At 61.4% G+C, this 25,506-nt stretch carries 22 protein-coding genes; 8 read left to right on the top strand and 14 right to left on the bottom strand.

Translation table 11 applies throughout. The features are described from left to right. Positions 1-22: 22 nt before the first annotated feature. The 6 genes from pstB to I2H36_RS17990 form a co-directional block, all read right to left on the bottom strand. Positions 23-841 carry a phosphate ABC transporter ATP-binding protein PstB gene (gene pstB / locus I2H36_RS18015; RefSeq protein ID WP_196265284.1) on the bottom strand — a complete coding sequence of 273 codons (819 nt, stop codon included), beginning with the start codon at positions 839-841 and terminating at the stop codon, positions 23-25. Next, on the bottom strand, positions 838-1,743 hold the full coding sequence (gene pstA / locus I2H36_RS18010; protein WP_196265298.1) for a phosphate ABC transporter permease PstA: 906 nt from the start codon (positions 1,741-1,743) through the stop codon (positions 838-840). Before pstA ends, pstB begins: the two co-directional genes overlap by 4 nt. A 10-nt stretch (positions 1,744-1,753) precedes the next feature. Then, positions 1,754-2,728, bottom strand: coding sequence for a phosphate ABC transporter permease subunit PstC (gene pstC, locus I2H36_RS18005; RefSeq protein WP_196265283.1), 975 nt, complete (start codon positions 2,726-2,728; stop codon positions 1,754-1,756). Positions 2,729-2,763: 35 nt separating this feature from the next. After that, on the bottom strand, positions 2,764-3,807 hold the full coding sequence (gene pstS, locus I2H36_RS18000) for a phosphate ABC transporter substrate-binding protein PstS (RefSeq protein WP_196265282.1): 1,044 nt from the start codon (positions 3,805-3,807) through the stop codon (positions 2,764-2,766). Between the two features lie 178 nt (positions 3,808-3,985). Continuing rightward, entirely contained in the window at positions 3,986-5,284 is a 1,299-nt protein-coding gene (locus I2H36_RS17995) for an ATP-binding protein (RefSeq protein ID WP_196265281.1), read from the bottom strand. A 57-nt stretch (positions 5,285-5,341) separates the two neighbouring features. Next, complete coding sequence (locus I2H36_RS17990) at positions 5,342-6,304, bottom strand: lysylphosphatidylglycerol synthase domain-containing protein (protein ID WP_425523319.1); 963 nt, start codon at positions 6,302-6,304, stop codon at positions 5,342-5,344. Between the two features lie 364 nt (positions 6,305-6,668). Between I2H36_RS17990 and I2H36_RS17985 the strand changes: the two genes are divergently transcribed. Both I2H36_RS17985 and cobU read left to right on the top strand, forming a co-directional pair. Beyond that, positions 6,669-8,060: a PAS domain-containing protein gene (locus I2H36_RS17985; protein WP_196265279.1), complete on the top strand. Its 1,392-nt coding sequence runs from the start codon at positions 6,669-6,671 to the stop codon at positions 8,058-8,060. A 6-nt stretch (positions 8,061-8,066) separates the two neighbouring features. After that, a complete protein-coding gene (cobU, locus tag I2H36_RS17980; protein ID WP_196265278.1) occupies positions 8,067-8,612 on the top strand; it encodes a bifunctional adenosylcobinamide kinase/adenosylcobinamide-phosphate guanylyltransferase in 546 nt (181 codons plus the stop codon). Between the two features lie 12 nt (positions 8,613-8,624). Here cobU and I2H36_RS17975 read toward each other — a convergent pair whose 3' ends face one another. Beyond that, a complete protein-coding gene (locus I2H36_RS17975) occupies positions 8,625-9,479 on the bottom strand; it encodes an ABC transporter substrate-binding protein (RefSeq protein WP_196265277.1) in 855 nt (284 codons plus the stop codon). A gap of 364 nt (positions 9,480-9,843) precedes the next feature. Between I2H36_RS17975 and I2H36_RS17970 the strand changes: the two genes are divergently transcribed. After that, positions 9,844-11,001, top strand: coding sequence for a transglycosylase SLT domain-containing protein (locus tag I2H36_RS17970; protein WP_196265276.1), 1,158 nt, complete (start codon positions 9,844-9,846; stop codon positions 10,999-11,001). On the opposite strand, the gene I2H36_RS17965 is transcribed toward I2H36_RS17970, so the two are convergent. Then, positions 10,956-12,281, bottom strand: a complete 1,326-nt coding sequence (locus I2H36_RS17965) for an MFS transporter (RefSeq protein ID WP_196265275.1) — start codon at positions 12,279-12,281, stop codon at positions 10,956-10,958. The genes I2H36_RS17970 and I2H36_RS17965 overlap by 46 nt on opposite strands. A gap of 158 nt (positions 12,282-12,439) precedes the next feature. Continuing rightward, entirely contained in the window at positions 12,440-12,670 is a 231-nt protein-coding gene (locus tag I2H36_RS17960) for a hypothetical protein (RefSeq protein ID WP_196265274.1), read from the bottom strand. A gap of 192 nt (positions 12,671-12,862) precedes the next feature. Here I2H36_RS17960 and ggt point away from each other — a divergent pair, with 192 nt between their 5' ends. The 3 genes from ggt (at position 12,863) to I2H36_RS17945 (ending at position 16,858) form a co-directional block, all read left to right on the top strand. Then, a complete protein-coding gene (gene ggt, locus I2H36_RS17955; protein WP_196265273.1) occupies positions 12,863-14,617 on the top strand; it encodes a gamma-glutamyltransferase in 1,755 nt (584 codons plus the stop codon). 59 nt (positions 14,618-14,676) lie between these two features. After that, positions 14,677-15,594 (top strand): dTDP-4-dehydrorhamnose reductase, encoded by a 918-nt coding sequence (gene rfbD, locus I2H36_RS17950; protein WP_196265272.1) that lies wholly within the window; start codon positions 14,677-14,679, stop codon positions 15,592-15,594. 73 nt (positions 15,595-15,667) lie between these two features. Further along, positions 15,668-16,858, top strand: a complete 1,191-nt coding sequence (locus I2H36_RS17945) for an O-succinylhomoserine sulfhydrylase (RefSeq protein ID WP_196265271.1) — start codon at positions 15,668-15,670, stop codon at positions 16,856-16,858. An 84-nt stretch (positions 16,859-16,942) separates the two neighbouring features. Here I2H36_RS17945 and I2H36_RS17940 read toward each other — a convergent pair whose 3' ends face one another. From I2H36_RS17940 to I2H36_RS17925, 4 genes are all read right to left on the bottom strand, one after another. Then, positions 16,943-18,691: a TRAP transporter large permease gene (locus I2H36_RS17940; RefSeq protein ID WP_196265270.1), complete on the bottom strand. Its 1,749-nt coding sequence runs from the start codon at positions 18,689-18,691 to the stop codon at positions 16,943-16,945. After that, entirely contained in the window at positions 18,688-19,356 is a 669-nt protein-coding gene (locus I2H36_RS17935) for a TRAP transporter small permease subunit (protein ID WP_196265269.1), read from the bottom strand. Before I2H36_RS17935 ends, I2H36_RS17940 begins: the two co-directional genes overlap by 4 nt. 92 nt (positions 19,357-19,448) lie before the next feature. Then, positions 19,449-20,609 (bottom strand): TRAP transporter substrate-binding protein, encoded by a 1,161-nt coding sequence (locus tag I2H36_RS17930; RefSeq protein WP_196265268.1) that lies wholly within the window; start codon positions 20,607-20,609, stop codon positions 19,449-19,451. Between the two features lie 197 nt (positions 20,610-20,806). Continuing rightward, complete coding sequence (locus tag I2H36_RS17925) at positions 20,807-21,001, bottom strand: hypothetical protein (protein ID WP_196265267.1); 195 nt, start codon at positions 20,999-21,001, stop codon at positions 20,807-20,809. On the opposite strand from I2H36_RS17925, the gene I2H36_RS17920 reads away from it, so the two are divergent. Together I2H36_RS17920 and I2H36_RS17915 are read left to right on the top strand one after the other, a co-directional pair. Next, complete coding sequence (locus tag I2H36_RS17920) at positions 21,000-21,164, top strand: hypothetical protein (protein ID WP_196265266.1); 165 nt, start codon at positions 21,000-21,002, stop codon at positions 21,162-21,164. The genes I2H36_RS17925 and I2H36_RS17920 overlap by 2 nt on opposite strands. A 4-nt stretch (positions 21,165-21,168) precedes the next feature. Further along, entirely contained in the window at positions 21,169-21,369 is a 201-nt protein-coding gene (locus tag I2H36_RS17915; protein WP_196265265.1) for a hypothetical protein, read from the top strand. 320 nt (positions 21,370-21,689) lie between these two features. Here I2H36_RS17915 and I2H36_RS20380 read toward each other — a convergent pair whose 3' ends face one another. Then, a complete protein-coding gene (locus I2H36_RS20380) occupies positions 21,690-25,139 on the bottom strand; it encodes a cadherin domain-containing protein (protein WP_196265264.1) in 3,450 nt (1,149 codons plus the stop codon). Positions 25,140-25,506: the final 367 nt, after the last annotated feature.

Below are 25,506 nucleotides of genomic sequence, written 5' to 3'. Positions count from 1 at the left end.
GGTTCTCCCTGAACCGCTTCGATCAACCGAAGCGACCCGTAATGTAGTCCTGGGTCTGTTTCTTGGTGGGATTCATGAACATCTTGGTCGTCGGCCCGAACTCCACGACCTCGCCGAGATACATGAAGGCGGTGAATTGCGAGATGCGCGCCGCCTGCTGCATGTTGTGCGTGACGATCACGATGGTGAACTCGGAGCGGAGTTGCTCGATCAACTCCTCGATCTTGCCGGTGGAGATCGGATCGAGCGCCGAGGTCGGCTCATCGAGCAGGATCACTTCGGGCTTCTGCGCGATGGTGCGCGCAATGCACAGGCGCTGCTGCTGACCACCCGACAGGCTCATGCCGGACTGACGCAGCTTGTCCTTCGCCTCGTCCCACAGGGCGGCTTTGCGTAGGGCCTCCTCGACGCGGCCGTCGAGTTCGGATTTCGGCAGCCTCTCGTAGAGTTTGATGCCGAACGCGATATTGTCGTAGATCGTCATCGGGAACGGCGTCGGCTTCTGGAACACCATGCCGACACGGGCGCGAAGCTCGTTCACGTCGATGGAAGACGAGAGCACGTTCTGGCCGTCGAGCAGGATCTCGCCATCGGCGCGCTGCTCAGGATAGAGGCTGTAGATGCGGTTGAAGGTGCGCAGCAGCGTCGACTTCCCGCAGCCGGACGGCCCGATGAGAGCCGTCACCTGCCGGTCGTAGAAGTCGAGGGAGATATCCTTCAGGCTGCGGAAATCGCCGTAGTAGAAGTTCAAGTCTCTCACGGCGATGCGCACCGGCGCCTCGGCATTTCCGGCGGCGGCTTTTCCGACGGCGCTGCTCGTGTTGAGGGCAATCGTGCTCATCGGACTTTATCCTTCCTCAGGAGGAGGCGCGCCACGACCGACAGCGCCAGGATCGACATGGTGATGATGAGGGCGCCGGCCCATGCCAGCTCGCGCCAGTTCTCGTAAGGCGAGAGGGCGAACTGGTAGATCATGACCGGCAGGTTGGCCACACCGCCCATCAGGTTGGGGTTGAACCAGAAATTGTTGTTGAGGGCAGTGAACAGCAGCGGCGCTGTCTCGCCGGCGATGCGGGCGGTGGCCAGCAGCACGCCCGTGACCATGCCGGCCCGCGCCGCCTTCCAGCTGATCTTGATGATCACGGTCGACATGGGCGCCCCTAGCGCGGCACCCGCCTCACGCAGCGAGCCGGGCACGAGGCGCAGCATGTCTTCCGTGGTGCGCACGATCACCGGCACGGCAATGATCGCAAGCGCCACACCGCCGGCCCATCCGGAATAGCCGCCCATGGGCTGCACCATGAGCATGTAGACAAAGAGGCCGATGAGAATGCTGGGCGCGGCGAGCAGGATGTCGTTTACGAAGCGGATGATCTCGGCAAGTTTCGAGCTCTTGCCGTATTCGGCGAGATAGGTGCCGGCCAGCACGCCGACCGGTGTCGCCACCATGATACCGAGAACCGTCAGGATCAGGCTGCCCACGATGGCGTTGGCGATGCCGCCGCCCTGGCTCCCCGGTCCCGGCGTCGTCTCGGTGAAGACCGCCGGCGACAGGCCGCCGATGCCTTCGACGAGCAGCATCAGAAGAATCCAGCCGAGGACGAAAGCGCCCAGAACCGTGAAGAGGGTACAGATGATCTTGAGGGCGCGGTCCGCCACATGGCGGCTGCGGCGTACTCGCCCCCAGGGGGCAGGAGCGGTCGTCGGCTCGGGTGAAGCCCGGTGCTGCAGAGCGGTGTCCATCATCGTCTCCTCAGCCCACCTTCACCCGTGACACCAGCAGACGGGCGAGCACGAGCACGGTGAACGTGACCAGGAACAGGATGCAGCCCAGCGCCATGAGGGCGTTCAGCTGCAGTCCGATAGCTTCATTGAACTCATTGGCAATGCGCGATGCGATCGTGGATCCCGGATCGAAGAGCGAACCCGACAGGCGGTTTGCATTGCCGACCACGAAGGTCACGGCCATGGTCTCGCCGAGCGCGCGGCCGAGCCCGAGCATGACCGCCCCGATGATGCTGACGCCCGCCTGCGGCAGGAGCACGTTGCGCACGACCTCCCAGGTGGTGCAGCCGATGCCATAGGCGCTCTCGCGCAGGACCGAAGGGATCTGGTCAAGGATGTCACGGGCGATCGAGGCGATGAACGGGATGATCATGATCGCGAGAATGATGCCGGCTGTCAGGATGCCGACGCCGGAGGGCGTGCGGGCATACAGGATGGTGCCGACGATGGGCATGCCCTCGACGATGTTGGAGACGGGGATCTGCACATAATTCGCGAACAGAGGCGCGAAGACGAACAGACCCCACATGCCGTAGATGATGCTGGGAACGGCCGCGAGCAGCTCGATGGTCGTCGCCACGGGTCGCTTGAGCCAGGGCGGGCAGAGCTGCGTCAGGAAAATCGCGATGCCCAACGACAGGGGCACACCGATCACAAGGGCGATCAACGCCGTCGTCAGCGTTCCGACGATGGCAACCCAGGCGCCGTACTGGTCCTCGTTGACGTTCCAGACGGTCGACGTGACGAAGCCGAAGCCGAATTCACGAAAGGCGGGTATCCCGCCGTAGATCATCGACCCGATGATGCCCAGCAGCACGATCAGCACCAGAAGGGCCGACGCGAGACTGGCCAAGCGGAAGAACCGGTCGAAACTTGGTGGAGGGGACCGACGAGCGGGAGCATCCGCGCTCGTAACGAGACGTTCTTGCGAGAGAGCTACCATTCGCCGATCCGCTGTGCTGTTTGATCGAGGTCAGATTACTGCGTGAAGACAGGCTGACCCGAGGCGTTCTTGATCTCGCTCTTCCACGTCGCGCGCACCTGATCCTTCAGCTGGGCGGGAAGCGGCACGTAATCGAGCTCAACAGCCATCTTGTCACCGTTCTTGAACGACCAGTCGAAGAACTTCAAGGCCTCGGCCACCTGCTCCGGCTTCTCCGGATTCTTAGGCACGAGGATGAAGGTCGGAGCCGTGATCGGCCAGGCCTCGTCGCCGGGCTGGTTCGTCAGCGAGATGCCGTAGCCCGGAGCCGACTTCCAGTCAGCATTGGCAGCGGCAGCCTGGAAGGTCTTGGCTTCCGGCGAGACGAACTTGCCGTTCTTGTTCTGGAGCTGAGCGAACGGGATGCTGTTCTGCTTGGCATAGGCGTACTCAACGTAGCCGATCGAGTTCGGCACCTGCTTCACGAGAGCGGCGACGCCCTCATTGCCCTTGCCGCCCTGGCCGACGGGCCACTGCACCGAGGCGCCGGCGCCGGGGCCGCTCTTCCAGCCTTCCGAGACCTGGGACAGGTAGGTGGTGAACACGCTGGTGGTGCCCGATCCGTCGGAGCGGTAGACCGGGGTGATCGAGGCGCTGGGAAGCGTCACGCCCTGGTTCGCCTGCGCGATCTTGGCATCGTCCCACTTGGAGATCTTGCCGTTGAAGATGTCGGCGAGAACTTCGCCCGTCAGCTTCAGCTGGCCGGCGGCAACGCCCTGAACGTTATAGACGGCGACCACACCGCCCATCACGGCCGGGAACTGAATGAGGCCGTCCTTCTGAAGCTCTTCGCCCTTCAGCGGAGCATCGGTCGCGCCGAAATCGACGGTCTTGGCCCGGATCTGGCGGATGCCGCCGCTGGAGCCGATGGACTGGTAGTTCAACCGGTTACTCGTCTCCTTGTTATAGGACTCGGCCCACTTGGCGTAGATCGGGAACGGGAACGTCGCGCCTGCGCCGGTGATGTCAGCGGCAGAGGCCGTGGTCGTAAAGCTCGCGACGGCAAGGCCGGCCGCAATGGCGAAGGACATGATCTTCAAGGGTCAATCTCCTGTTCATACAGTGTGACAGGCGGCTTTGAAGCCTTAGGCCGTGTCACGCGATGGGACAGCTAGGCCCGATGGATGTCTCCTCTACGACAGTTGGATGACAATTACATGACACCCCTTCCGGATCCCTTGGAGCGCCTCATTTTCCGGCCTGGGGAAAGCTGCATGATCAGGAGCGGGTCTCGGGCAGCGTCACCGTGAACCGGGCACCCTGCCCTGGCTCGCTTGCGATGTCGAAATGGCCCCGGTGGCGGTTGACGATGTGCTTGACGATAGCAAGCCCCAGGCCCGTTCCGCCCTTGTCGCGGCTCTGGGCCACATCGGCCCGGTAGAATCGCTCCGTCAGGCGCGGCAGATGCTCGGGCGCGATGCCGGGTCCGTAATCCTGGACGGCAAAGGCAACGTGCGGCCCCTGCTCGCCATGGGAAGCCCCGATACTCTCGATCTCTACATCCACCCTGCCGCCGCTCTCGCCATATTTCACGGCATTCTCGATCAGGTTCTCAGCGACACGCAAAAGCTCATCGCGGTCGCCGCGCACGAGGACGGGCTGCCCTGGCAGTTTGACCTGGATGACGACGCCCCCCTCGCGCGCCATGGGCGACAGGGTTTCGACCATCTGGGACACGATGGAGGCCAGATCGACATTCTGGGTCGGGGAGAGATGCGCCCGCATCTCGATGCGCGACAGGGACAGGAGATCGTCGATCAGGCGCTTCATCCGCTGCGCCTGCCCCTTCATGATGTCGAGGAAGCGCTCCCGCGCCTTCACATCGTCGCGCGCCGGACCCTGCAGGGTTTCGATGAAGCCGAGCACGGAGGCCAACGGAGTTCGCAGCTCATGGCTCGCATTGGCCACGAAATCGGCCCGCATGGCCTCCAGGCGGCGGGCCGATGTGAGATCGCGGAAGAACAGGACGACTCCCGCCTGCACTCCGGTGTTGGGCGCATCGGCCAGGAGGGGACCGATATGGACCTCGAAGGTGCGCTCGGTGGGGACCCGCTCCGAATATTCCACTTTCAGGGCCTCGCCCTTCTCCAGAGCCCTCTGGATGCCGTCGAGCACATCGGGGCTGCGGAGCGCGAAGGACAAAGGATGCCCGGTCTTCAAGCCACTCAGGAGCCCGTAAGCAGCTTTGTTCGCCTCGATCACCACGGCACGCTGATCCACCAGAATGACCGGATCGGGGATCTGAGCCAGAACCGCCTCGGCGACGCTCGATTGCTGGGGCTTGCTCGGCTGCGACCGGACTCCGACCCCGAGACTCTGTTTCGGGCTGGCGACCAAAAATCCGGCGATGATGGCGATGGCCGCCCAGAGGAGGAGCCAGGCATCTCCTTTGCCCTGCACGAGTGCAACGGCCACCATGACGAAACACGTGACCACCGCGGCCAGCAGGACTGCATCACGCAGCAGCGCGGCGCCCTGGATTCTGGGTTCCGGCGTCGGATCGTCGGGAGCGCTCATGGAACAGGAGGTCTCGGAGAGGTTACACGCCTTCCTTAAGGCAGGCGCCGGCAGGTGTCATCTCCCGCCAAGCTCCGCCCCGGCGGCGACCTCATCATCGTCGGGCTTGAACGAGAGTCGCGCGGCCCGGATCCGGTTGCGGATCTCGTAACCGCCCAGAAGCGCAAGGGCAATCACGAAGGGAACGAGGTAATAGCACAGACGGTAGAGGAGTAGCGCGCCGAGAACCGGCTCCCTCGGATAGCTCGATAAGGCGAGAAGGATGGTTGCTTCGAAGACGCCCAGGCCGCCCGGCGCATGGCTCGCCACCCCCAACATGACGGCGAAGATATAGACCGCTACGAAAGTCTCGAAGTTGAGACCATGCCCACCCGGCAGGAGCACAAAGAGAACCCCCGCGCCGGCGCAGACGTCGGCCGCACCGATTAGGATCTGGGCCAGGGACAGGCGAAAGCCCGGCAGTTCCAGCTTCCAGCCCTGGATTTTGACCGAGCGGCGCTTGAGCGAGACCCATATCATATAAGCGGCGACGAAGACGGCGGCGCCCAATCCGACGAGCTGGTTCATCCAGATGTGGGTATAGACGAGGCTCGCCATTTCGTCGGCCTTGCTGATCAGGCTCCAGGCGAGCACAAGGGCCATGCCGAGCCAGAAGGTCACCCCGGCGATGACAGTGAGGCTTGCCACCCGTCCCGGCTTCACGCCCTTGGGGGAATAGATCCAGTAGCGGACCGTTCCGGCCGTGAGCAGTGGGAAACCCAGGGTGAAGCTCACCGCATAGCTCGTGAAGGAGGCCAAGGCCGTGGTGCGATAAGGAATCTGCAGCTTGAGCTGGCGAAGCGCGATGGCGTCGTAGCAGGTCAGCAGGCCATAGCTGATGGCGGTGAAGAGCACCGCCAGCCCGATCTGACGCAGGCTGGCGGCCGTGAACGCGGATTTCAGCTCGTTGATGTCGATATCGGATGCGATATGCCAGAGAACGACGAGCGAAGCGCCGAACAGGAGGATACTCGCCGCCATCCCGATCCAGGCAAACCGCCGCGAGCGACGCTCCTTTGGGTGAAGGGCCTCGGCAGATGACATCTCCGGTGGAGACACCGGGTGGGAGCTCATATCGTTCATGAAAACTGTCAATCAGCCTCAGCGTAGGAAAGATCGCATCAAGTGCGTGGGCTGCCCTGCATCTAGGCGCTGACGGTGGGAACCGCCAGACGCAGGCGGCCTTTTAATGGTTTCGCACAAACGGCGCTACTCTTTGTGCCGAGAAAATGTACAGGGGAGCGGATGTGGGTTGTCAGCCTCGAAAAAGGCCTACAACAATGCTTCGCTGATTAAAGCCGGTTTGTGAGTGACTTTGGCCGTATGGGTGGCCCGGGAGTTCTGCGTGGATTTCAAGGATACAGAAACCCAATATGCCGTTCTGGCGGAGTCTCTGCCCCAACTCGTCTGGTCATCCCGACCGGATGGATATGTCGACTATTTCAACCGCCGCTGGCGTGAATTTACGGGCCGATCGGGTGAGCAGATCCTGGGCGACGGCTGGCAGGAATCCATCCATCCGGATGATCTGGTTCAGACCAAGGACCATTGGAAGCGCTCCCTCGAATCCGGACAAGCCTATGAGTGGGAGCACCGGATCAGGAACGCCGCAGGAGAGCACGAATGGTTTTTGAGCCGTGCGATCCCGATCCAGGACCTCACCGGCCAGATTACCCGCTGGTTCGGCACGAGCACCAATATCGACGAGCAGAAGAAGAACGAGGAAGCTATTCGGATGCTGGAGAGCCAGTATCGCCTGGCTCTTGAGGCTGCCAATCTCGGAACCTGGCAGATCGATCTCGATAACCGCCGGATCACCTGGGATGAGGAAAGCTGCGCCCTCTACCATATTCCGCACAACGGATTGTACAGCCTTTCGCTGGAAGAAGCCTGGGACATGATCCATCCCGACGACCGGGAGGACGTGAAGGCGCGCATTGCCGCCGCCGCCGCACCAGATTCGGATGGCAAATACGACAACCGCTACCGGGCGCAGCTTCCCGACGGGAGCCTGCGCTGGTTCCGTTCTCACGGGCGAGCCCTTCACGTGCATGACGGCGGCACACGCCGCGCCGTCAGCCTGTACGGCGTGATCAGCGACATCACGGAGCGCCAAGCCCTCGAAGAGGCCCAGAAGCTTCTGACCCGGGAACTCAATCATCGCGTGAAGAACCTGTTCGCCATCGCGAACGGCATGGTCTCGATGACGGCCCGCACCGCCAAAGACCCCAAGGATATGGCAACCGCCTTGAGGGGACGGCTGAGCGCCCTGTCGCGGGCCCACGAATTGGTACAACCAGCATCCATAACGGAGCCAGGCTCCGGCACCGATGTTGAGCTATCCCGCCTGATCGAGGCTGTCCTCGAACCCTACAGGCAATCCGGCCAGAACAAGATTGCCATCGAAGGACCGGGCGTTGCCGTTGGCTCCAACACGACGACGAGCCTTGCCCTGGTCCTGCATGAACTCGCCACCAACGCCGCCAAATACGGATGTCTCTCCTGTGCAGAGGGCGAACTCACGATCCATTGGACGCTCCAGGGCGAGAACGTGGATCTGCTCTGGACCGAAAGCGGTGGACCGGTGATCGACGGCCCCCCAGCCTTTGAAGGCTTCGGCACGCAACTGTCCCATCGAAGCATCGCCGGGCAGCTCGGGGGCACCCTTGAGCGGGAGTGGCGGCCAGAGGGCTTGTGCGTTCACATGGTCATTCCACTCAACCGTCTGAGCGCCTGACCGGCCATGCCTTCGTACCGTCGCGTCCTGGTCCTAGGCGGAGCGCGCTCCGGCAAGAGCCGCACCGCCCTGCAGCTTGCCGAGCAGACCTCATCACAGCGGATCTATGTCGCGACAGCGCAGGCCTTCGACGACGAGATGCGCGAACGCATTGCGCTACACCGCTTGGAGCGCGATCATTCCTGGCAGACGGTGGATGCCCCCTTGGAGCTATCGCGGGCCATAGAGGCTCACACAGCCTCTGACAAGGCCGTGCTCGTCGACTGCCTGACCCTTTGGCTCTCCAACGTCGTGCTTGCCGAGCGCGACCCGTCCCATGAGGGCGATCGGTTGATCGGCGCGCTTCGGGAGGCCCAAGGGCCTCTCATCCTGGTATCGAACGAAGTGGGCCAGGGCATCGTCCCCTCGACCCCTCTCGGGCGGTCCTTCCGGGACGAGCAGGGGCGCCTGAACCAGCGGATCGCGGAAGCATGCGATGCGGTGGTCTTCGTGGCTGCTGGCTGTCCGATCCTGCTGAAGCCGGCTCCTGCCCTGGATTTGAAACTAGCCTGAACGCGGCGGCCTTCAGGGCAGCTTGGACGTCACTTCATCTCTTAAAGCCTCGATCATGGCCGGCGTCGAGGGACCTCCGCAGATCGTAAGACGCCCCGGAAGGGCCAAGCGCCGCTCATGCGGCACGGCGGCGGCGAGAGCGGGATGGGCGAACAGAGCCGTGCCGTTGTCGATCGCCTGCTGGGATCCTGCATCGACGAGCATGAAATCCGGCGGATCGGCGACAATCGCCTCCAGGCGCACAACGCCTCCGTTCGTTCGGCCGAGAACCTCCTGGTGCAACGTGAAGCCCATCTGCATCAGCACTTCGCTCAAAGGCGAACGGGGAGCCGCCACCCACCCTCCCCGCTCGTAAACCAGAAGGCTGCGCCCGTTCGAGACAACATCCTTGGCCCGGTCCAGGGCCGAATCGATGCGGGCGATCAGGGCCTCGCCGCGATCCGCGTGGCCGAGCCTATTGGCCAGAAGCCGGATCTGCTCACGTCCCTCCATCAGGCCCGACCAGGGGCGAAGCTGGAGAACGTCCAGGCCCTGCCGCTTCAGACCGGCCACCCGCTCCTGCTGGCCGTAGGTGCCGGTCAGCACAAGGTCGGGTTTGCTGAACAGAAGAGCCTCCGCTCCACCTTCGTTCAAGGGCAGGCCCGCAGCCTGCTCTGCCATGAACGAGATCGACGGATCGCGGGCAAGCCGGCTCAAGGATGCAATCTGGTGCCGGTCGGCCAGCGCCAGCAGCAATTGGTCCGTGCAGAGGTTGAGAGAGGCAACCTGCTGCGGCCTCGGTTGTGCCACGGCCGGAGAAATCGCCCAAAGACAGCCGATCAGCAAGGCGCATCCGACACGCCTACTCCGGCGAAGCATTGAAATCATCGAGGCTTCCTGTGAGCGCCTGCTGGGTGAAGGCCGGCGTCTCCTAATCAAAGCAGGCTGTGCTGACCCATGACAATCGGAGCAATTTCCTAGCTGCGGCGGAATGACCCTTACGTCATAGTTAATCATCTGCCTCAGGGACGTCTTCGATGAATTCTTCCTGAGAATACAGGAGACCTTTGAAGATTATCCCCTTTGTCCGGATAGTTGCAAAAGGTCGCATGTGGGAACAAAGTCCAATTTCACCGTTAAGCTGACCCATTCTGGACATATCTGGCACGCACATACTCATCTCACTTGAACGAAGAACAACCGCAAACCTGTCCCGACAGTGAAGCGGCGCAATTCTAGGGGGCTTCTTCATATGCAGATTGCTCTGACAGCGTCTCGCGACGCATGCCAGCAGAAGGCTATTTGCCTCGATTTCGGGAAGCACAGCGGCTTCCGGGGCCGTTGCACCGCTCAGAAGCGTCCCGCCCTTCAAGGAGGTCAGACCCTTCTCAACCTGACCAAGATGCTCGGCCTTGGTGCCTGCATGACGCTGGCCCTCGGCACCGCTGCCGTGTCCCAATCCGCCGCGGCTGCGGAGCAGAAAGCAGCTCTTCCAGCGGCTTTCGATGCTGGCGAGAAGGCCATCAAGATCCCGGCTCAGCCCGGAGAGACGTTTGCCATGGCGGCAAACGATGCCGCTCCGGCGGATCCGCTGGAAGCCATCGTCACGGTGGCGTCAGCTGAGGCCAACCAGGCCGATCTGCAAAGGCAGATCATCCTGACCATCCCCTTGACCAATCCGACGACCCCGGCCGGCAGCGAGGATGACAAGCCCGTCTCGCGGGAACTCACGGATTACATGGAATTCGAGGAGATGCGCGTTCCCGTGTGGATCGTGGACACGATCCTGCGCGCCTCCAAGATGACCGGTGCCGATCCTGTCTACATGATGGCTCTTGCGGACAAGGAATCGAGCTTCCTGCCCGGCAACAAGGCTTCGACCTCCTCGGCCGTAGGCTTGTTCCAATTCATCTCGAGCACTTGGCTCGAGGTCGTGCGCTCCTTCGGGCCTGCTCATGGTTTGAATGCGGAGGCGCAGGCGATCGAGCGGATCGACGGCAAGCTCGCCGTGGCGGACGAGACCATGCGCGAGCACATTCTCGGGCTGCGCCGCAATCCTTACATCTCGTCTCTCATGGCCGCCGAGATGATGAAGCGCGACAAGGAGAAGATCGAGACGAGGCTTGGCCGCAAGCTCAACCGTTCCGAATTCTACATGTCTCATTTCTTCGGCGTCGACAGCGCCAGCAAGTTTATTGCTCTGGTGGACGACACGCCTAAGAAGAGCGCGCCCGCCGCCTTCCCGGCCGCCGCAAAGTCCAACAAGTCGCTGTTCTTCACCAAGGACGGCAAGAAGACCCGCCAACTCAGCGTGGCTGAGGTCTATGGCAAGATCGACGACATGATCGACAAGCGTCTCAACCGCTACGGCGATGTCTCGACCCGGGTGGCCGGAGACCTTCCCTTCTGATCAAGGGCCTCCGCATCTCCTTCCGAACCAGGATGGTGAGGCTGAAGGTCCTCTGTGCCGATCTCCGCCCTAGGCGCCAGACCTGCTGACGCGGAACTGGTGGGCGCAATATCGACAAAGCCGCCTTTGGCAGGCGGACGCTGCACCCGAATGATCCGCATTACGATGAAGGCGGCAAGACCCAGTGAAGCCAATGCCGCATAGATGAAAAGACCCCGAGGGCCCAGGATCTCCATGGCCAGGGCTCCGAGCAAAGGACCGACGGTCACCCCGGTCGCCCAGGAGAACAGCAGGGTCCCCACGGTGGACACGATCTGCCCCGGATCGACGATATCGCAGGCATGGGCCACGCAGACCGAGTAGATGCACAGGGCGAGGCCACCCCAGGCCGCAAACGACCACAGGATCAGCAGGTTCGCATTCTGCGCACTGGCCCAGAGGATCAGGAGCGACACCAAGCTCGCACCGAAGGCCAAGCCTGCGATCACGTAGCGCCGGTCAGCACGGTCGGAGAGCCATCCGAGCGGCCATTGCATGGCGAGACTTCCGGCCTGCAGGGCAAAGAGCAGCGCCGCAGCCTGATCCTGGCTCAGCCCGATCCTAACGCCGAACACAGGCGTTATAGCAATGACTGGGCCATTGACCAGCCCGACCACAAAGGCTCCAACCACCGCTGACGGAGCCGTGGCAAATAGTTTCCTGACTTCGATACGCACCCCCTGCGGTGCGCTCGGCTCAGTCGTGGTTGTGGCCGCGATGGGAAGCAGCGAAAGCGTGATCAGGCCGCTCACCGCCATGAACAATCCATCCGTGCGGATGTCGCCGAAGCTGATCCCAAGCGGGGACAGCATCAGAGCGACCTTGGTGCAGATCATGTAGATGGAGAGGATCCGCCCCCGATGGCTCGATGTGGCCCGGGCACTGATCCACCCATCGGTGACGGTGAAGATGCAGGCGAGCGTGACGCCCGTGAGCCCGCGCAGCAGGATCCACGCCAACGTCGAATGCGCCTGAGTCATGGCCAGAATCAGGACGGACACCATCGCGGCCAAGCTGGCGAAGGCCCTGATGTAGCCGACATGACGGATGAAGCTCGGCGCGAGAAAGCAGCCTGTCGAGAACCCCACGCCGTAAGCGGCCGCCACGACGCCGATGGAGGCAACGGAAATGCCCTCCGCCTGCATGCGCAGTGGCATCAGAGCCTGCAGCAAGCCATTCCCGGCCTGCAGGAGGGTCGTGGCGGCCGTGATGGTCCAGATCAGAGCAAGGGAGGAGTTCACAATCGAATCGATGATACAGGGCGGCAGGCGCAACGGTCAGCAAGATAGAGAGCAGGTGCCGCTTAATATCAAGAGTCGATATGATCCTGATGAATGGGCTTTAGTCAGCCCGCCGGTCCGGCTAAGGGACCGGACAGACTTGCTGTTCCGTCGTGCGACTACTGGTTCGAGCGGTCTTTTTGAAAGCTGGCGAAAAGATAAAAGCCGTTGAAGCGCACGCCTTCCATGGCAGCCTTCCGGTCAAAGCCCAAGGGGGCTTCCTGACTCTGGACCCGCCCGCCGAACCGCCAGTTCGGCTCGACGACAAACGGAGGAACTGTGCGCTCCTCCGGAACGGCACAGACAAGGCCGTCCAGTTTCGTACTCTGGAACAGATTATATGCGTACATGTCCTGCTCCTTTTTCTTCTCGCGACGAATCACATCCTGCCCGCCAACAGTGACAGGAGTGTGATATTGCAGCGCACCATCAGCAGAATTTCTTCTTCCTCGGTGCCGAATGGAAGTGGCGCAAAGGGATGATCCTTTGTTAGGCTCACCCATCCTCATGGGATGAACTGCAATAATCAGGGAGCACGCCGCATGACCTCTCAGAGCACCCTTCGCCGAAGCCTCATGGGTCTCGGTCTCCTGGCCAGCCTGCCCTTTGCACCGCTGGCATTGGCTCAAGCGGTTGCCCCTTCTCCCGAGGCACCCACCGGTCGCACATCGAAGCCCGTCGGTACCGCGACGAAGGACATGGTCGCCGCTGCCAATCCTCTGGCAGCCCAGGCCGGTCGTGAGATCCTGGCGGCGGGCGGTAGCGCCGTCGATGCGGCTATTGCCGTTCAGCTGGTTCTCAACCTCGTCGAGCCGCAGAGTTCCGGCATCGGCGGCGGCGCCTTCATGGTTTTCTGGGACGGCCGGACCATGGCGGCCCTCGACGGTCGCGAAACGGCGCCTGCGGCTGCCAAGCCCGAGCGCTTTCTCGGCCCCGATGGCAAGCCGATGAAGTTCTACGATGCCGTGGTGGGTGGCCGTTCCGTCGGCGTGCCGGGAACGCCGCGTCTGCTCGAACTGGCTCACAAGAACTGGGGTAAGCTGTCCTGGCAGCAGGTGATCGAACCGGCTGCGCGCCTAGCCGAGGAAGGCTTTGCCATCTCGCCGCGCCTCAACGGCTTGCTGACCCAGGAGAAATACCTCCAGAACGATCCAGTGGCGCGCGCGTATTTCTATGAACCCGATGGCAAGCCCAAGGCCGTCGGAACCGTCCTGAAGAATCCGGCCTTCGCCAAGACGCTCCGCACTGTCGCCGAAAAGGGCGTAGACGCCTTCTATTCCGGCGAGATTGCTCAGGACATCGTGGCGACCGTGACGGGCCATCCGACCAATCCCGGCGACATGACACTCGACGACCTCAAGGGCTACAAGGTGCAGGAGCGTGAGGCCCTGTGCGGCAGCTACCGCACCTACAGGATCTGCGGCATGGGTCCGCCGAGTTCCGGCCAAGTGGCTGTGCAGCAGATGATGGGCGTTCTGGAAACCCAGGACATGGCGGCCGTGAAGCCCGGACCTGATGCGGCCCACTGGCTCGCGGAAGCCGGCCGCCTGGCCTATGCGGACCGTGCTCTCTTCCTGGCCGATCCGGCCTTCGTGAACGTTCCCGTGAAGGGCCTGACTGATCCCGGCTATATCAAGAGCCGCGCCGCCCTCGTCGACCCGAACAAGTCCATGGGCAAAGCCAAGCCCGGCGACCCGCCGTTCCAGAAGACCTTCCTCTGGGGACCGTCGGACGGCATCGAATACGGCACGAGCCACATCTCGATCGTCGACCGCAACGGCAATGCCGTGTCCATGACGACCACGATCGAGGACGGCTTCGGGTCGCGGCTCATGACGAAGAGCGGGTTCCTACTCAATAACGAGCTGACGGACTTCTCGTTCGCTACCACGGAGGACGGCAAGCCGATCGCCAATCGCGTCGAGGCCGGCAAGCGCCCGCGTTCGTCCATGGCGCCGACCATGGTGCTCGACGGCAGCGGCAAGCTCTATGCGGTGGTGGGGTCGCCGGGGGGAAGCCTCATTCCCAATTACGTGGCCAAGACGCTGGTCGGCATCCTGGACTGGAAGCTCGATCCGCAGGTGGCCGCCGACCTGCCCAACATGGGCAGCCGCAACGGACCGACGGAGCTTGAAGCCGGCACCGAGGCGGAAGGCTGGAAGACGGGGCTCGAGGCCAAGGGCCACGAGGTCAAGTTGATCGACCAGAACTCCGGCATTCATGCCATCGTTGTCACGCCGGCAGGGCTGGTCGGCGGTGCGGACAGTCGCCGCGAAGGCGTTGCCATCGGCAATTGACACATCCCTGGCAGCTGCTGTCAGAAAGCTGCTTCCAGATCGAAGAAGGTTCGGGTTCCATGCGTATCATCGTCATCGGCAAGGAAGGACAGGTCGCCCGCTCCCTGGCGGAGCGCGCGCGGGCTCACGGCGCCCAGGCCGTGCTCGTCGGCCGCCCCAAGCTCGACCTTGCCGATCCGTCGGGCATCGAGGATGCCCTCGTTGAGACCGGCGGCGACATCATCGTGAATGCGGCAGCCTATACCGCCGTCGACCAGGCCGAGTCTGCGCCGGAATTGGCCGAGGCCATCAACGGAATCGGCGCCGGCGTTGTGGCGGGGGCTGCGGCGGCCATGAACGTGCCGCTGATCCATATCTCCACCGACTACGTGTTCGACGGTACCGCCGACCATCCTTACCGTGAGGACGACCCCGTCGCTCCTCTGGGCGTCTATGGCGCCTCGAAGCTCCTCGGCGAGGAGGCCGTGGCAGCCGAGGCCGAGAACTACGCCATCCTGCGCACCGCCTGGATCTACAGCCCGTTCGGCAAGAATTTCGTCAAGACGATGCTGCGCCTCGCGGGCGACCGCGACGAGGTCGGCGTCGTGGCCGACCAGCACGGCTCGCCCACCAGCGCCCTGGACATCGCCGACGGAATCATCACAGTCAGCCGCAACCTGCTGGAGCGCCCCGCTGACAAGAACCTGCGCGGTGTGTTCCATATGGCCGGCGAGGGCTTTGCCAACTGGGCGGAGTTCGCGACGGAAATCTTCACCCTTTCGGCTCATCTCGGCGGACCCTCGGCGAAGGTCCGACCGATCGCCACATCGGACTACCCGACCCCGGCCAAGCGTCCCGCCAATTCCCGGCTCGACTGCACCAAGCTCAAGGAGGTGCATGGCGTGGCGCTGCCGCCTTGGCGCTCGTCGCTTGAGCCTTGCGTGAAGCGCCTCATCGAGGAGGCCCGCAAGGAGTTTCTGCGAGGCCATGTGGGCTGAGAGGAAGGAGGCCGTGGCTTTCCGTCAAAAGAAGACAGTTGTTCTTTATAAAGAACGACCGTAGGATCGCTTCATGACCATGCCTCAAGAGCCTCCCTATCGCCTTGAAACCCGCCTCGTCCATGAAGGTCATCAGCGCACGCCCTTTGGGGAGACGTCTGAGGCTCTCTTCCTCACGCAGGGCTTCATTTATGAATCCGCTGAAAGTGCGGAACGGCGCTTCCTCAACGAAGAGGAGGGTTACAGCTACAGCCGCTATTCGAACCCGACCGTGGATGCCTTCGAGCAGCGCATCGCCGGCCTCGAAGGAGCGGAAGCCGCCCGCGCGACGGCAAGCGGCATGGCGGCCGTCACCGCCGCCATGGTCGGGCAGGTGCAGGCCGGCGATCATGTGGTGGCGGCTCGCGCGCTCTTCGGCTCCTGCCGTTGGGTAGTGGAGGATTTTCTGCCCCGTTTCGGCGTCGGCTGCACCCTGGTCGACGGCGCGGACCTCAACCAGTGGCGCGACGCCGTGAGGCCGGAGACCAAGGCCTTCCTATTGGAGACACCGACCAATCCCAGCCTGGAGATCTTCGACATCACGGCGATTGCCGAGATCGCCCATGCGGGCGATGCGACGCTCACTGTCGACAATGTTTTCGCGACACCGCTTTTCCAGAAGCCGCTCGCGCTCGGGGCGGATTGCGTCGTGTATTCGGCCACCAAGCACATCGACGGCCAGGGCCGATGTCTGGGCGGCGTGATCCTCGGCTCCACCGAGTTCATCGAGAATAAAGTGCAGCAATTCCTGCGCATGACGGGACCGTCGATCTCGCCCTTCAACGCCTGGGTGCTTCTGAAAGGTCTCGAGACCCTTCCCCTGCGCGTCGAAAAGCAAACCGCCACCGCCGGCGCTCTTGCGGATGCGCTTCATGACCATCCGAAGCTGCGGCGCCTGACCTACCCCGGCCGCCCGGATCATCCTCAGGCAGACCTGATCCGGCGCCAGATGAGCGGCGCCTCGACCATGATTGCGCTCGACGTCAAAGGCGGCAAGGAAGGCGCTTTCCGCTTCCTGAACGCCCTCAGGCTGATCAGGATCTCCAACAACCTGGGCGATGCGAAAAGTCTCGTCACCCATCCGGCCACCACCACACACCAGCGTTTCACGCCCGAGCAACGCGCCGAGATGGGCATCACGGATGGCCTGGTGCGCCTGTCGGTCGGACTGGAGCACAAGGACGACCTGCTGGCAGATATGGCCAAGGCCTTGACGCAAGTCTAGAACGACTCAGCACGTACAGATACGGCCTTTGACCTGCCCGTCCATCAGGAACGAAGCGAAGGGATGCTTCGCCTGTCCTCGTCCTCAGCCGCCATAAAGGTAGCGCGGCAGCCACAGGGTCAGTTCGGGCCAGATATACATGAAGATCATGCAGACGATCACGATGAGCATGTAGGGCATCATACCCGCGAAGATCTGGTTCAGGGTGACGTGCGGTGGTGAAACGCCCTTGAGATAGAAAGCCGACATGGCCACAGGCGGCGACAGGAACGCAGCCTGGAGATTCACGAAGACGAGAACGCCCCAGAGCACCGGGTCGATGTTGAAATGCTTCAGCAGCGGCAGGAAGATCGGCACGAAGATGATGATGATCTCGGTCCATTCCAGCGGCCAGCCGAGAATGAAGATCACCGCCTGCGACAGGATCATGAACTGCACAGGGGTCAGATCCATGGCCAGAACCCAGCGCTCGACCAAGCCCTGCCCGCCGAGGATCGCGAACACGGCCGAGAACAGGGCCGAACCGACGAAGAGCCAGCACACCATGGCTGTTGTCTTCGCCGTCAGGAACACGGCCTCCTTGGTGCGTTTCCAGTTCAGCGTTCGAGCCTGGAACGCGAGCAGGAACGCTCCGGCAGCGCCGACGGCAGCGGACTCGGTCGCAGTGGTGATTCCGAACAGGATGACGGCGAGCACGAGGAGGGTGAGAATGCCGAGCGGCATGATCGACGATGACAGAAGCTTCACGACCTGGAGACGCTCGGCGTTCATGTTCCGGTAGTAGCGGGCGAGGATCACCAGGGCCAATGCGGCAACGATGCCGAAAATGACATAAAATGTGGTCGCCGGTCCTATATCGGTCGGCGTCACCGGCGCGCTCACTGCCGGTCCACCAAGCTGCTCCAAGCCTTCAGGCGCCTCGCCTTCGGCCGACGCTTGCGGATGAATGACGACGTACCACCACAGCAGCCAGAGGGTGAGGGCCGTCAGCGCAAGAGGGATGAGGGTGGCGAGAAAGTTCTTGAACACCGTCCAGTAGGTGAGCCGCCCGTCATCGTCGTTGAGGCCCTTCATCCGGGCTGGCGAGAACAGGGCCGAGAAGAGCCCAACCAGCATGTTGTTCGAATAAGCGGCCTGAAATCTTCGCATCCATTCCGGCACCGGAACCCGTGTTTGCTCCTCGGGAAGAGCAGGCGCGATCTTCGGGTTTATCATCGCCCAGCCGACGATGTAGACGAGGTACAGGAAGGCAAGGAAGAAGCCCGGGAACATCGCGGCCGCATAAAGCTTCACGACAGACTGGCCGGCCACCGCCGCATAGACGATGATCATCACCGAAGGCGGGATCAGAATGCCCAGCGTACCTCCGGCCGTGATGACTCCAGAGGCGAGCTTGACGTCATAGCCGGCACGCAGCATCGGGTTGAAGGCGATCACCCCCATGAGGACGACGACAGCTCCCACGAGGCCGCTGGCGATGCCCCAGAATGTGCAGACGATCAGAGTCGCGATCGCGAGCGAGGCGGGAAGACGCCGGAACGAGAGCTGGATCGCGTAGAACATTTTGTCGACGAGCGCCCCGCGTTCCATCACATACCCCATCAACACGAAGAGCGGGATGGAGATGAGAACGTCGTTGGTCATGGCGCCATAGGTGCGCTGGACCATGAGGTCGAAAACCCGGTTGTCGAACCAATGCTCCGCAGGATTGTAGAACGCGTAGAAGCCGAAGAACATCCCGAGGCCCATCAGCGTGAAGGCTGTCGGGAAACCCATCATGATCACCACCACGATGAGCATAAGCATCGTGAGACCCAATGCCGGATCGCTCATGTCTGCAGGTCTCCCCCCATCCCGCGTTGCCGCGCCGTTTCATCGATCTGCTGCGCGCGCGCGATGGCGGTCTTGCGCGTTTCTTCATCCACATATTCGCTGTGCGCGAGTTGCTCTTCAACCACGTCGATCTCGCTGACGTCCTTGAGCCGGCTGGGCCATACCCCGGTCTTGAGGCAAACGACGCAGCGCAGGATCTCGGCTAGGCCCTGCAGCATCACCAGGGCGCCGGCGATCGGGATCACCGCCTTGAAATGGTAGACCGGCGGGCCGTTTGCCGTCACGGTCGAGTGTTCGCCGATCCGCCAGGACAGCGCCGCGTAATCATAGCCTGCATAGATGAGGGCCATGATGCCCGGCAGGAAGAAGACGATGTAGAGGACAAGGTCGAGCGATGCCTGCGTGCGGGGCCGCATCGAGCTGTAGAGAAAGTCGCCGCGCACATGGGCGTTCTGCGCCAGCGTGTAGGCGCCGGCCAGCATGAACAGGCTGCCGTAGAACATGTTGCTCGCATCGAAGATCCATGCGGTGGGCATGTTCATGATGTAACGCTTGAAGACCTCGACGCAGACAAGGATCATAAGCCCGATGACGAGCCAAGCCGCAGCCTTGCCGACCCAGGTACTAATGCCGTCGACAATGTGCAGAATTTTCTGAACGTTCATGCTGGGGAGCCGACCAGAAAGAGGATGTTAAGATCATGATCAGGCGCCATCGGCCTGTCTTCCGATGGCGCCTGTCCGGATTGATCGTCGCTTTAGATCTTCTTTGCAGCCGCGTTGGGTCCGAAGTAGTGATCAAACGCCATGCGGCGATTGACGACGGTATCCTGCTCCCAGCGCGTGGCCCGCTGGGCGAAAGCAAGCTGCGATTCAAGGATCTCCTTGAACAGCGGATTCTCTCCGGCCTTCTTTTTCACGACCTCGTCGTAGACCTCGAGCTGCTTCTTGAGGATCGCGTCCGGGGTCTTGTAGAACTTGACGTTGTCCTTCGTTTGAAGCTCGACATAATCCTTCGAGTACCGGTCGATCGCCTTCCATGACATGTCCTGCGATGCAGCGTCGACCGCATTGGCGATAATCGCCTTCATTCTCTCCGGCAGCCCATCGTATTTCGCCTTGTTGAACATGATCTCGAACTGCTCGGCGTTCTGATGGTAGCTCTGGAGCATGCACACCTTGGACACGTCTGCGAAGCCGAGGGCGCGGTCGGACGAGGCGTTGTTGAACTCGGCCGCATCGAGAAGGCCGCGGTCCATCGCCGAGACGATCTCGCCGCCGGGCAAGGCATTGACGGCGGCACCCATGCCGGTGAACACGTCGATCGAGATGCCCACGGTTCGGAACTTGAGGCCCGCCATGTCCTCCATCTTGGTGACCGGCTTCTTGAACCAGCCGAGCGGCTGCGTCGGCATCGGCCCATAGGGGAACGACACGACGTTGGCACCGATCGAGGCATAGAGCTTCTCGAGCAGTTCCTTGCCGCCGCCATAGCGGTGCCAAGCCATCAGCATGTTGGCATCCATGGCAAAGCCAGGACCGGATCCCCAGAGCGCAAGCGCGGTCTGCTTGCCATAATGGTAGACCATCACGCCATGGCCACCATCGAGCGTTCCCTTAGACACGGCGTCGAGCAGGCCAAAAGCCGGCACCACGGCGCCTGCGGGCAACACCTCGATCTTGAGGTCGCCGCCGGTCATGTCGTTGACTTTCTTGGCAAAATCGAGTGCGAACTCGTGGAAGATGTCCTTGGACGGCCACGTGCTCTGCCAGCGCATGTTGATCGGGCCTTGGGCCTGAACAATATTTGGAGCGGCAACTGTTGCGGCAGCGCCGATCGTAGCAACCTTGAGGAAACGGCGGCGTGATTGTTTCACCCCGCCGGAATCTTGCGTTCCGAGAGTCTTGGATTTGGTCATGACTTCCTCCCTGGGCGCTTTTTATTGTAAGCGGCTCGCGCCTGATCTTAAACTTCTGTTACTTCAGGGGGAGAGATCAAGAGGCTTAAGTCTAAAGTTGCAGACTACTTTGGACGATCCGGGCGCCGTGGACGCTAAGGTGGCGGTCATCGGCCTCGCCGCTGCCCGGCCATCCGATGTGCCGGCTCTTCGTTAAGTTATTCACCCTCCCATCCATCTTCGCCCTTCTCGGCGGCCATCAACCCATCGAGAACTTCGTCACGCATCTGAACCTCCCTCCTCTGGTTCCTGACCATGACGCGGGTCATCATCCTCGTGCCCGGATATGAGAACCGGAACTCCAGCAGCGCCCTCACGTTGGCCTCCTGTTCGTGCCCGAAGGAGGCCACCATGAAGTGCCAGTTCTGCCAGCAAGACGTCAGCGACCCTTGCCACAACGCGCAGGAAATGCAGCAGCGTGCCGCAAGCCATGTGGATCGGTGCGAGCAAGCCCTCAAGGATCAACAGGGCATGGGCTCCGGCGCCCACCACCGCGACATTCAGAGCGGCGGCTGAGGCCATGCCCGGCAAAGGCGAGGATCGCGCTCAAGGCTTGGCCGAGCAGAGCGTGAACACCAGCATTGTGCATCCGGGCAAAGGCGGCAGGGATAATGCCGAGCAGGGCGATCGTGCCGCCGGCAACCGGAGCCTGACCGGAAACGATCAGCGAAAAGGTCTCGAGAGGACTTATCCCGAATCGGACAAAGGCAGCAAGCGATAGGACAATGCCGTGGCTCGCAAGGCCCGTATGAGACCATCCTGGAAGAAGGCGACCAAGCGCAAGCAGAAGCCCTCAGACTCCCACAAGGAACGCGTGACGCAGCGCGCCTGAGTCTGCAGGCCTTCTCAACGGCCCGCCTTGGCGGACCGTTTTGCTTTCGACCGCAGAATCGCGCTTTGCTCAGGCTTCGACAAGAAGCCTGCAATTCCGAGGTGTCTTGCTCCGTCGGGAGGATTGCCCAACTGTCTCAAGACAATGCCAGGAGCCAAGGCCCCCGGTATTGCTTTTTTATCGTGCCATCCGCCTGGAATCGCTGCCCTTTAGAGCACGAACCAGCCCTTCTGCAGATCAATCGCACCCTTCAGCTTGATCACCCCTTCGGCAGCCTTGTCGCTATCAGTGTTGAGATAGACATAGGTGTCCTTGCCGGCCTTCTCATAACGAACTTGGCCGGCCTTGGTGAACTCTTTGGTGCCGATGAAGGAGAAGGCCTGGTCGCCTTTCTTCTTCGTGTCGGCATCGATCAGCTTCAGGTCGATCTTGTCTCCACCTTTGCCGGTGAAGTCCGTGATGTAGTCAGCCGTGGCCTTGCTCGTGCCGGTGTCCTTATTGGCGAATGCAAACACGTCCTTACCCGAGCCGCCAGTGAGGGAATCCTGGCCGCTGCCACCAACGATTCTGTCATTGCCGGTGCCGCCGTTGATCTTGTCCTTGCCGCCACCACCATTGAGGCTGTCGTTGCCGGCGCCGCCGGACAAGTTGTCCGTGTTGGACCCACCCGAGACCGTGTCGCCTCCGCTGGTGCCGGTCGTCGTCTCCTTAGCCACATCCTGGAGGACGATGGTCAGCGTCTGGTCGACGCTCTTGCCGAACTGATCGGTCGCGCGCACCACGACCGTATGGGTCATCGATTGCTCGTAATCGAGCAACAGCCCATTCTTCACCTCGATAGTCTTGTTGTCGCTCGCAAGCTGGAAACGCCCGCCGGCATCGTTGATCAGGGTATAGCTGTGCGTGCTCTTTGCATCCGGGTTGGCCACCGACAAGGTTCCGACATCGTCGCCGGTCTTGCTGTTCTCGAGCACCATGCCGCCAGCCAGGTTGATGGCCGAGCCGTGGTTGATCACTTCTGCGAGGTTCAGGACTGAGCCGCCGAAGTTGAAGACCTCGATATCGATGACGGTGTCGGTTCCCTCTCCACCGGCTCGCTCATCCGTGATGGTCAACGTCGTCCCGTTATTCGTGACATGGTAATTGGATCGGCTGCCGCTGTAGACCGCAGTGTCTATGCCACTACCGCCCTCGAGCATGTCATCGCCCGCCGCGCCTGACAGAAGGTCGTTGCCATTGTCGCCGCGCAGGCGGTTGTCGAGTTCGTTGCCATAGATCTTGTCGTCCGTTTCCGTGCCGCGGATCCGCTCGATCTTGGTCAGGGTATCCGTGGCGCCAAAGAGATCGGTCACCGTCACGGTATCCCCGCCCCTTAGATCGATGGTCATGCCCTTCTTCAAATTGGCAAGGGCGGTCCGGTAGTCAGCCCGGTAATCGACTTCGTTGATACCGTTTGTGCCGTCGAAGATGTCTGCGCCGCTCAAGCCGATAAAGCGCTGAGGAACCGCACTCGCGGCACCGGTGAATGTATCGGCTCCGGCCGTGCCTCGTACGGCATGAATGTTGAAGAAATGATCGACTCCAACGTTTTCGCTGCCGTCCTTCTTCACGACCGTTCCGGCGCCATACAGGTCACCCGACGTGAACGTGACCTCAATGCCGGAGAAGGTCCCGCTACTATAGCTGAGATCGTTCCAGTCAGTGTTTGGGTTGTCATTCTGTTCAACATCGCCGCCATAAATCACGTCATTGCCGAGGCTGCCGACGAAGTAGTCTTCATCTGTACTTGCCCCAACACCACCGATCAGGATGTCGTTGCCATCGCCTCCGTCGAGCGTGTCCCATCCGGCACTGCCATTCAGGGTGTCGTTGCCCGCATCTCCCGTGAGAACGTCGTTGCCGTTGTCGCCACGCAGGCGGTTGTCGAGATCGTTGCCGTAGATCCTGTCGTCCGTTTCCGTGCCGCGGATGCGCTCGATCTTGGTCAGGGTGTCCTGGGCACCGAAGAGATCGGTCACCGTCACGGTATCCCCACCCCGCAGATCGATGGTCATGCCCTTCTTCAACTGGACGGGAGCAACGCGATAGTCAGCCCGGTAATCGATCTCGTTGATGCCGTCGGTACCGTCGAAGACGTCATCTCCTGCATAGCCAACGAAACGCTGGGCCACAGGGCTCTCGGCGCCGGTGAATGTGTCCCCTCCCGTCGTGCCGCGCACCGCGTGAATGTTGAAGAACTGATCGGTGCCAGTGATTTCCCCGCTACCATCCTTCTTCACGACCGTTCCGATGCCATACCGGTCGTCCGACGCGAATGTGACCTCGATGCTGGCGAAGAGCTCATTCTGATAGCTCAGATCGTTCCAATCGGTATCCGGATCATCGTCCTCCATAACCTCGCCGCCATAGATCGTGTCGTCGCCGGCGCTGGCGATGAAGGTATCTTCGTCCGTACCTTCCCCCACGCCACCGATGAGAATGTCGTTGCCGTCGCCTCCGTCGAGCGTGTCCCAGCCGGCACCGCCATTCAGGGTGTCACCGCCGTCGAGGCCCACAAGGTGATCATCACCCGCGTCGCCCCGCAGGCGGTTGGATGTGCTTGATCCCGTGATCGTGTCATTGTCACGGCTGCCGCGGATGAACTCGATACTCTTGAGCTTGTCCGTATCGCCATTCACGCTCTGCACGAGAACAAAGCCATCGTCCTCCACATTCGACAGATCCACGCGAATGCCCGTCCCATCGATCTGGCGGGTATCGTTCCTGTAATCGACCTCGTCTTCACCATCGCCACCATCGAAGGTATCGTTGCCAGCAAATCCGCGGAATCTCTGATAACCTTCCGCCCCCACGAACCTGTCGCCAAACTGGGTACCGTAGACCGTCTCAATCTCGGAGAATGTGTCGGTTTCTCCGTCTTCCCCGGCCACTTCTCCGGCCTGTTCGGAAGTGAACTCCACAACAATGCCCTTCGTGCGGGTTTCGGGGCCGTTATAGGCGATCATGTCGGAGCCGCCGCCGCCTATGATCGTATCGCTGCCGAGCCCAGCCCAGAACTCGTTGTCGCGGATGTCCCCGGTCAGGCGGTCGGCGTGCGCCGTGGCATAGATTCCTCCTATGCCGATCAGGGTATCGGTCTCCTCACCGATCGATACGATGCCTCGGTCGTCCTCTGAGTCTCCATCGGCGAGATCGACGAAGATAGCGGTCTCGCGATGCGAGTAGTCGACGTAATCAATTGTCGTCAAATCGCTGTAGCCGTTGATCGTGTCGTCGCCCGCTCCGCCGACGAAACGGTCATCGCCATCACCCCCATTTAAGATGGAACCGCCGCCGAGAAGCAGAGCTAACACATCGTTCGGGGTTGCAGTGTCGCTCAGCCAAGCCTCCTCGAAATCAGTCAGAGCCACATCGTCGATGCCTGTAAACTCTGCGAGCACGGTTGTGCCGTCGGCATCGTACAGGCGAACGACCTGAATCGTCGTGATCGTGCCGCCACCGCCATCCGTTCCCGTGACTACGATCTTGCGCGGCGCTCCGTTGACACTGAAGCTGTAGGATTTTTCCGTCGCGGTCGCTGTGCCCTCCACAATTTCCGTCGAGGGAAAGATATTCATCGGCGCGAGTCCGAGCGCTGTTAGGATAGTGAATACGGCCATAGGTGCCCCCTCTTTTCTGAACCGTCTGTCTAAACTTCAACTCACTTCATTCAGCAAAGGCTATCGCCCCAGAAGCGGCAGAGGTTTAGTGCTTGGAGAAGTCATTCCAGAATTATATACTCTAGACAAGATCAAAAAAAGAGTAATGTCCTATTCAATCAAGCAACTAGACTGGGATTTATTGAAAATATTGCTGACACATCCTGCAACAGCAGCATCAAACAAATTGAAAACTTAAAATTATGTTTAGACGCTCTTAGAGCCCTGTGGAATGTAAGTACCGATAATATGTTGGTATATACGTTATTATGTTCAATCTTTATTTTAGCAAATACTTTGTGATATCGCGCACATCCATCATGATGAC

Source organism: Microvirga terrestris, from assembly GCF_015694425.1.
Taxonomy (GTDB): Bacteria; Pseudomonadota; Alphaproteobacteria; order Rhizobiales; family Beijerinckiaceae; genus Microvirga; species Microvirga terrestris.
The sequence above is the reverse complement of the archived record's forward strand: the minus strand, read 5'-3'. Positions and strand labels throughout refer to the sequence as shown.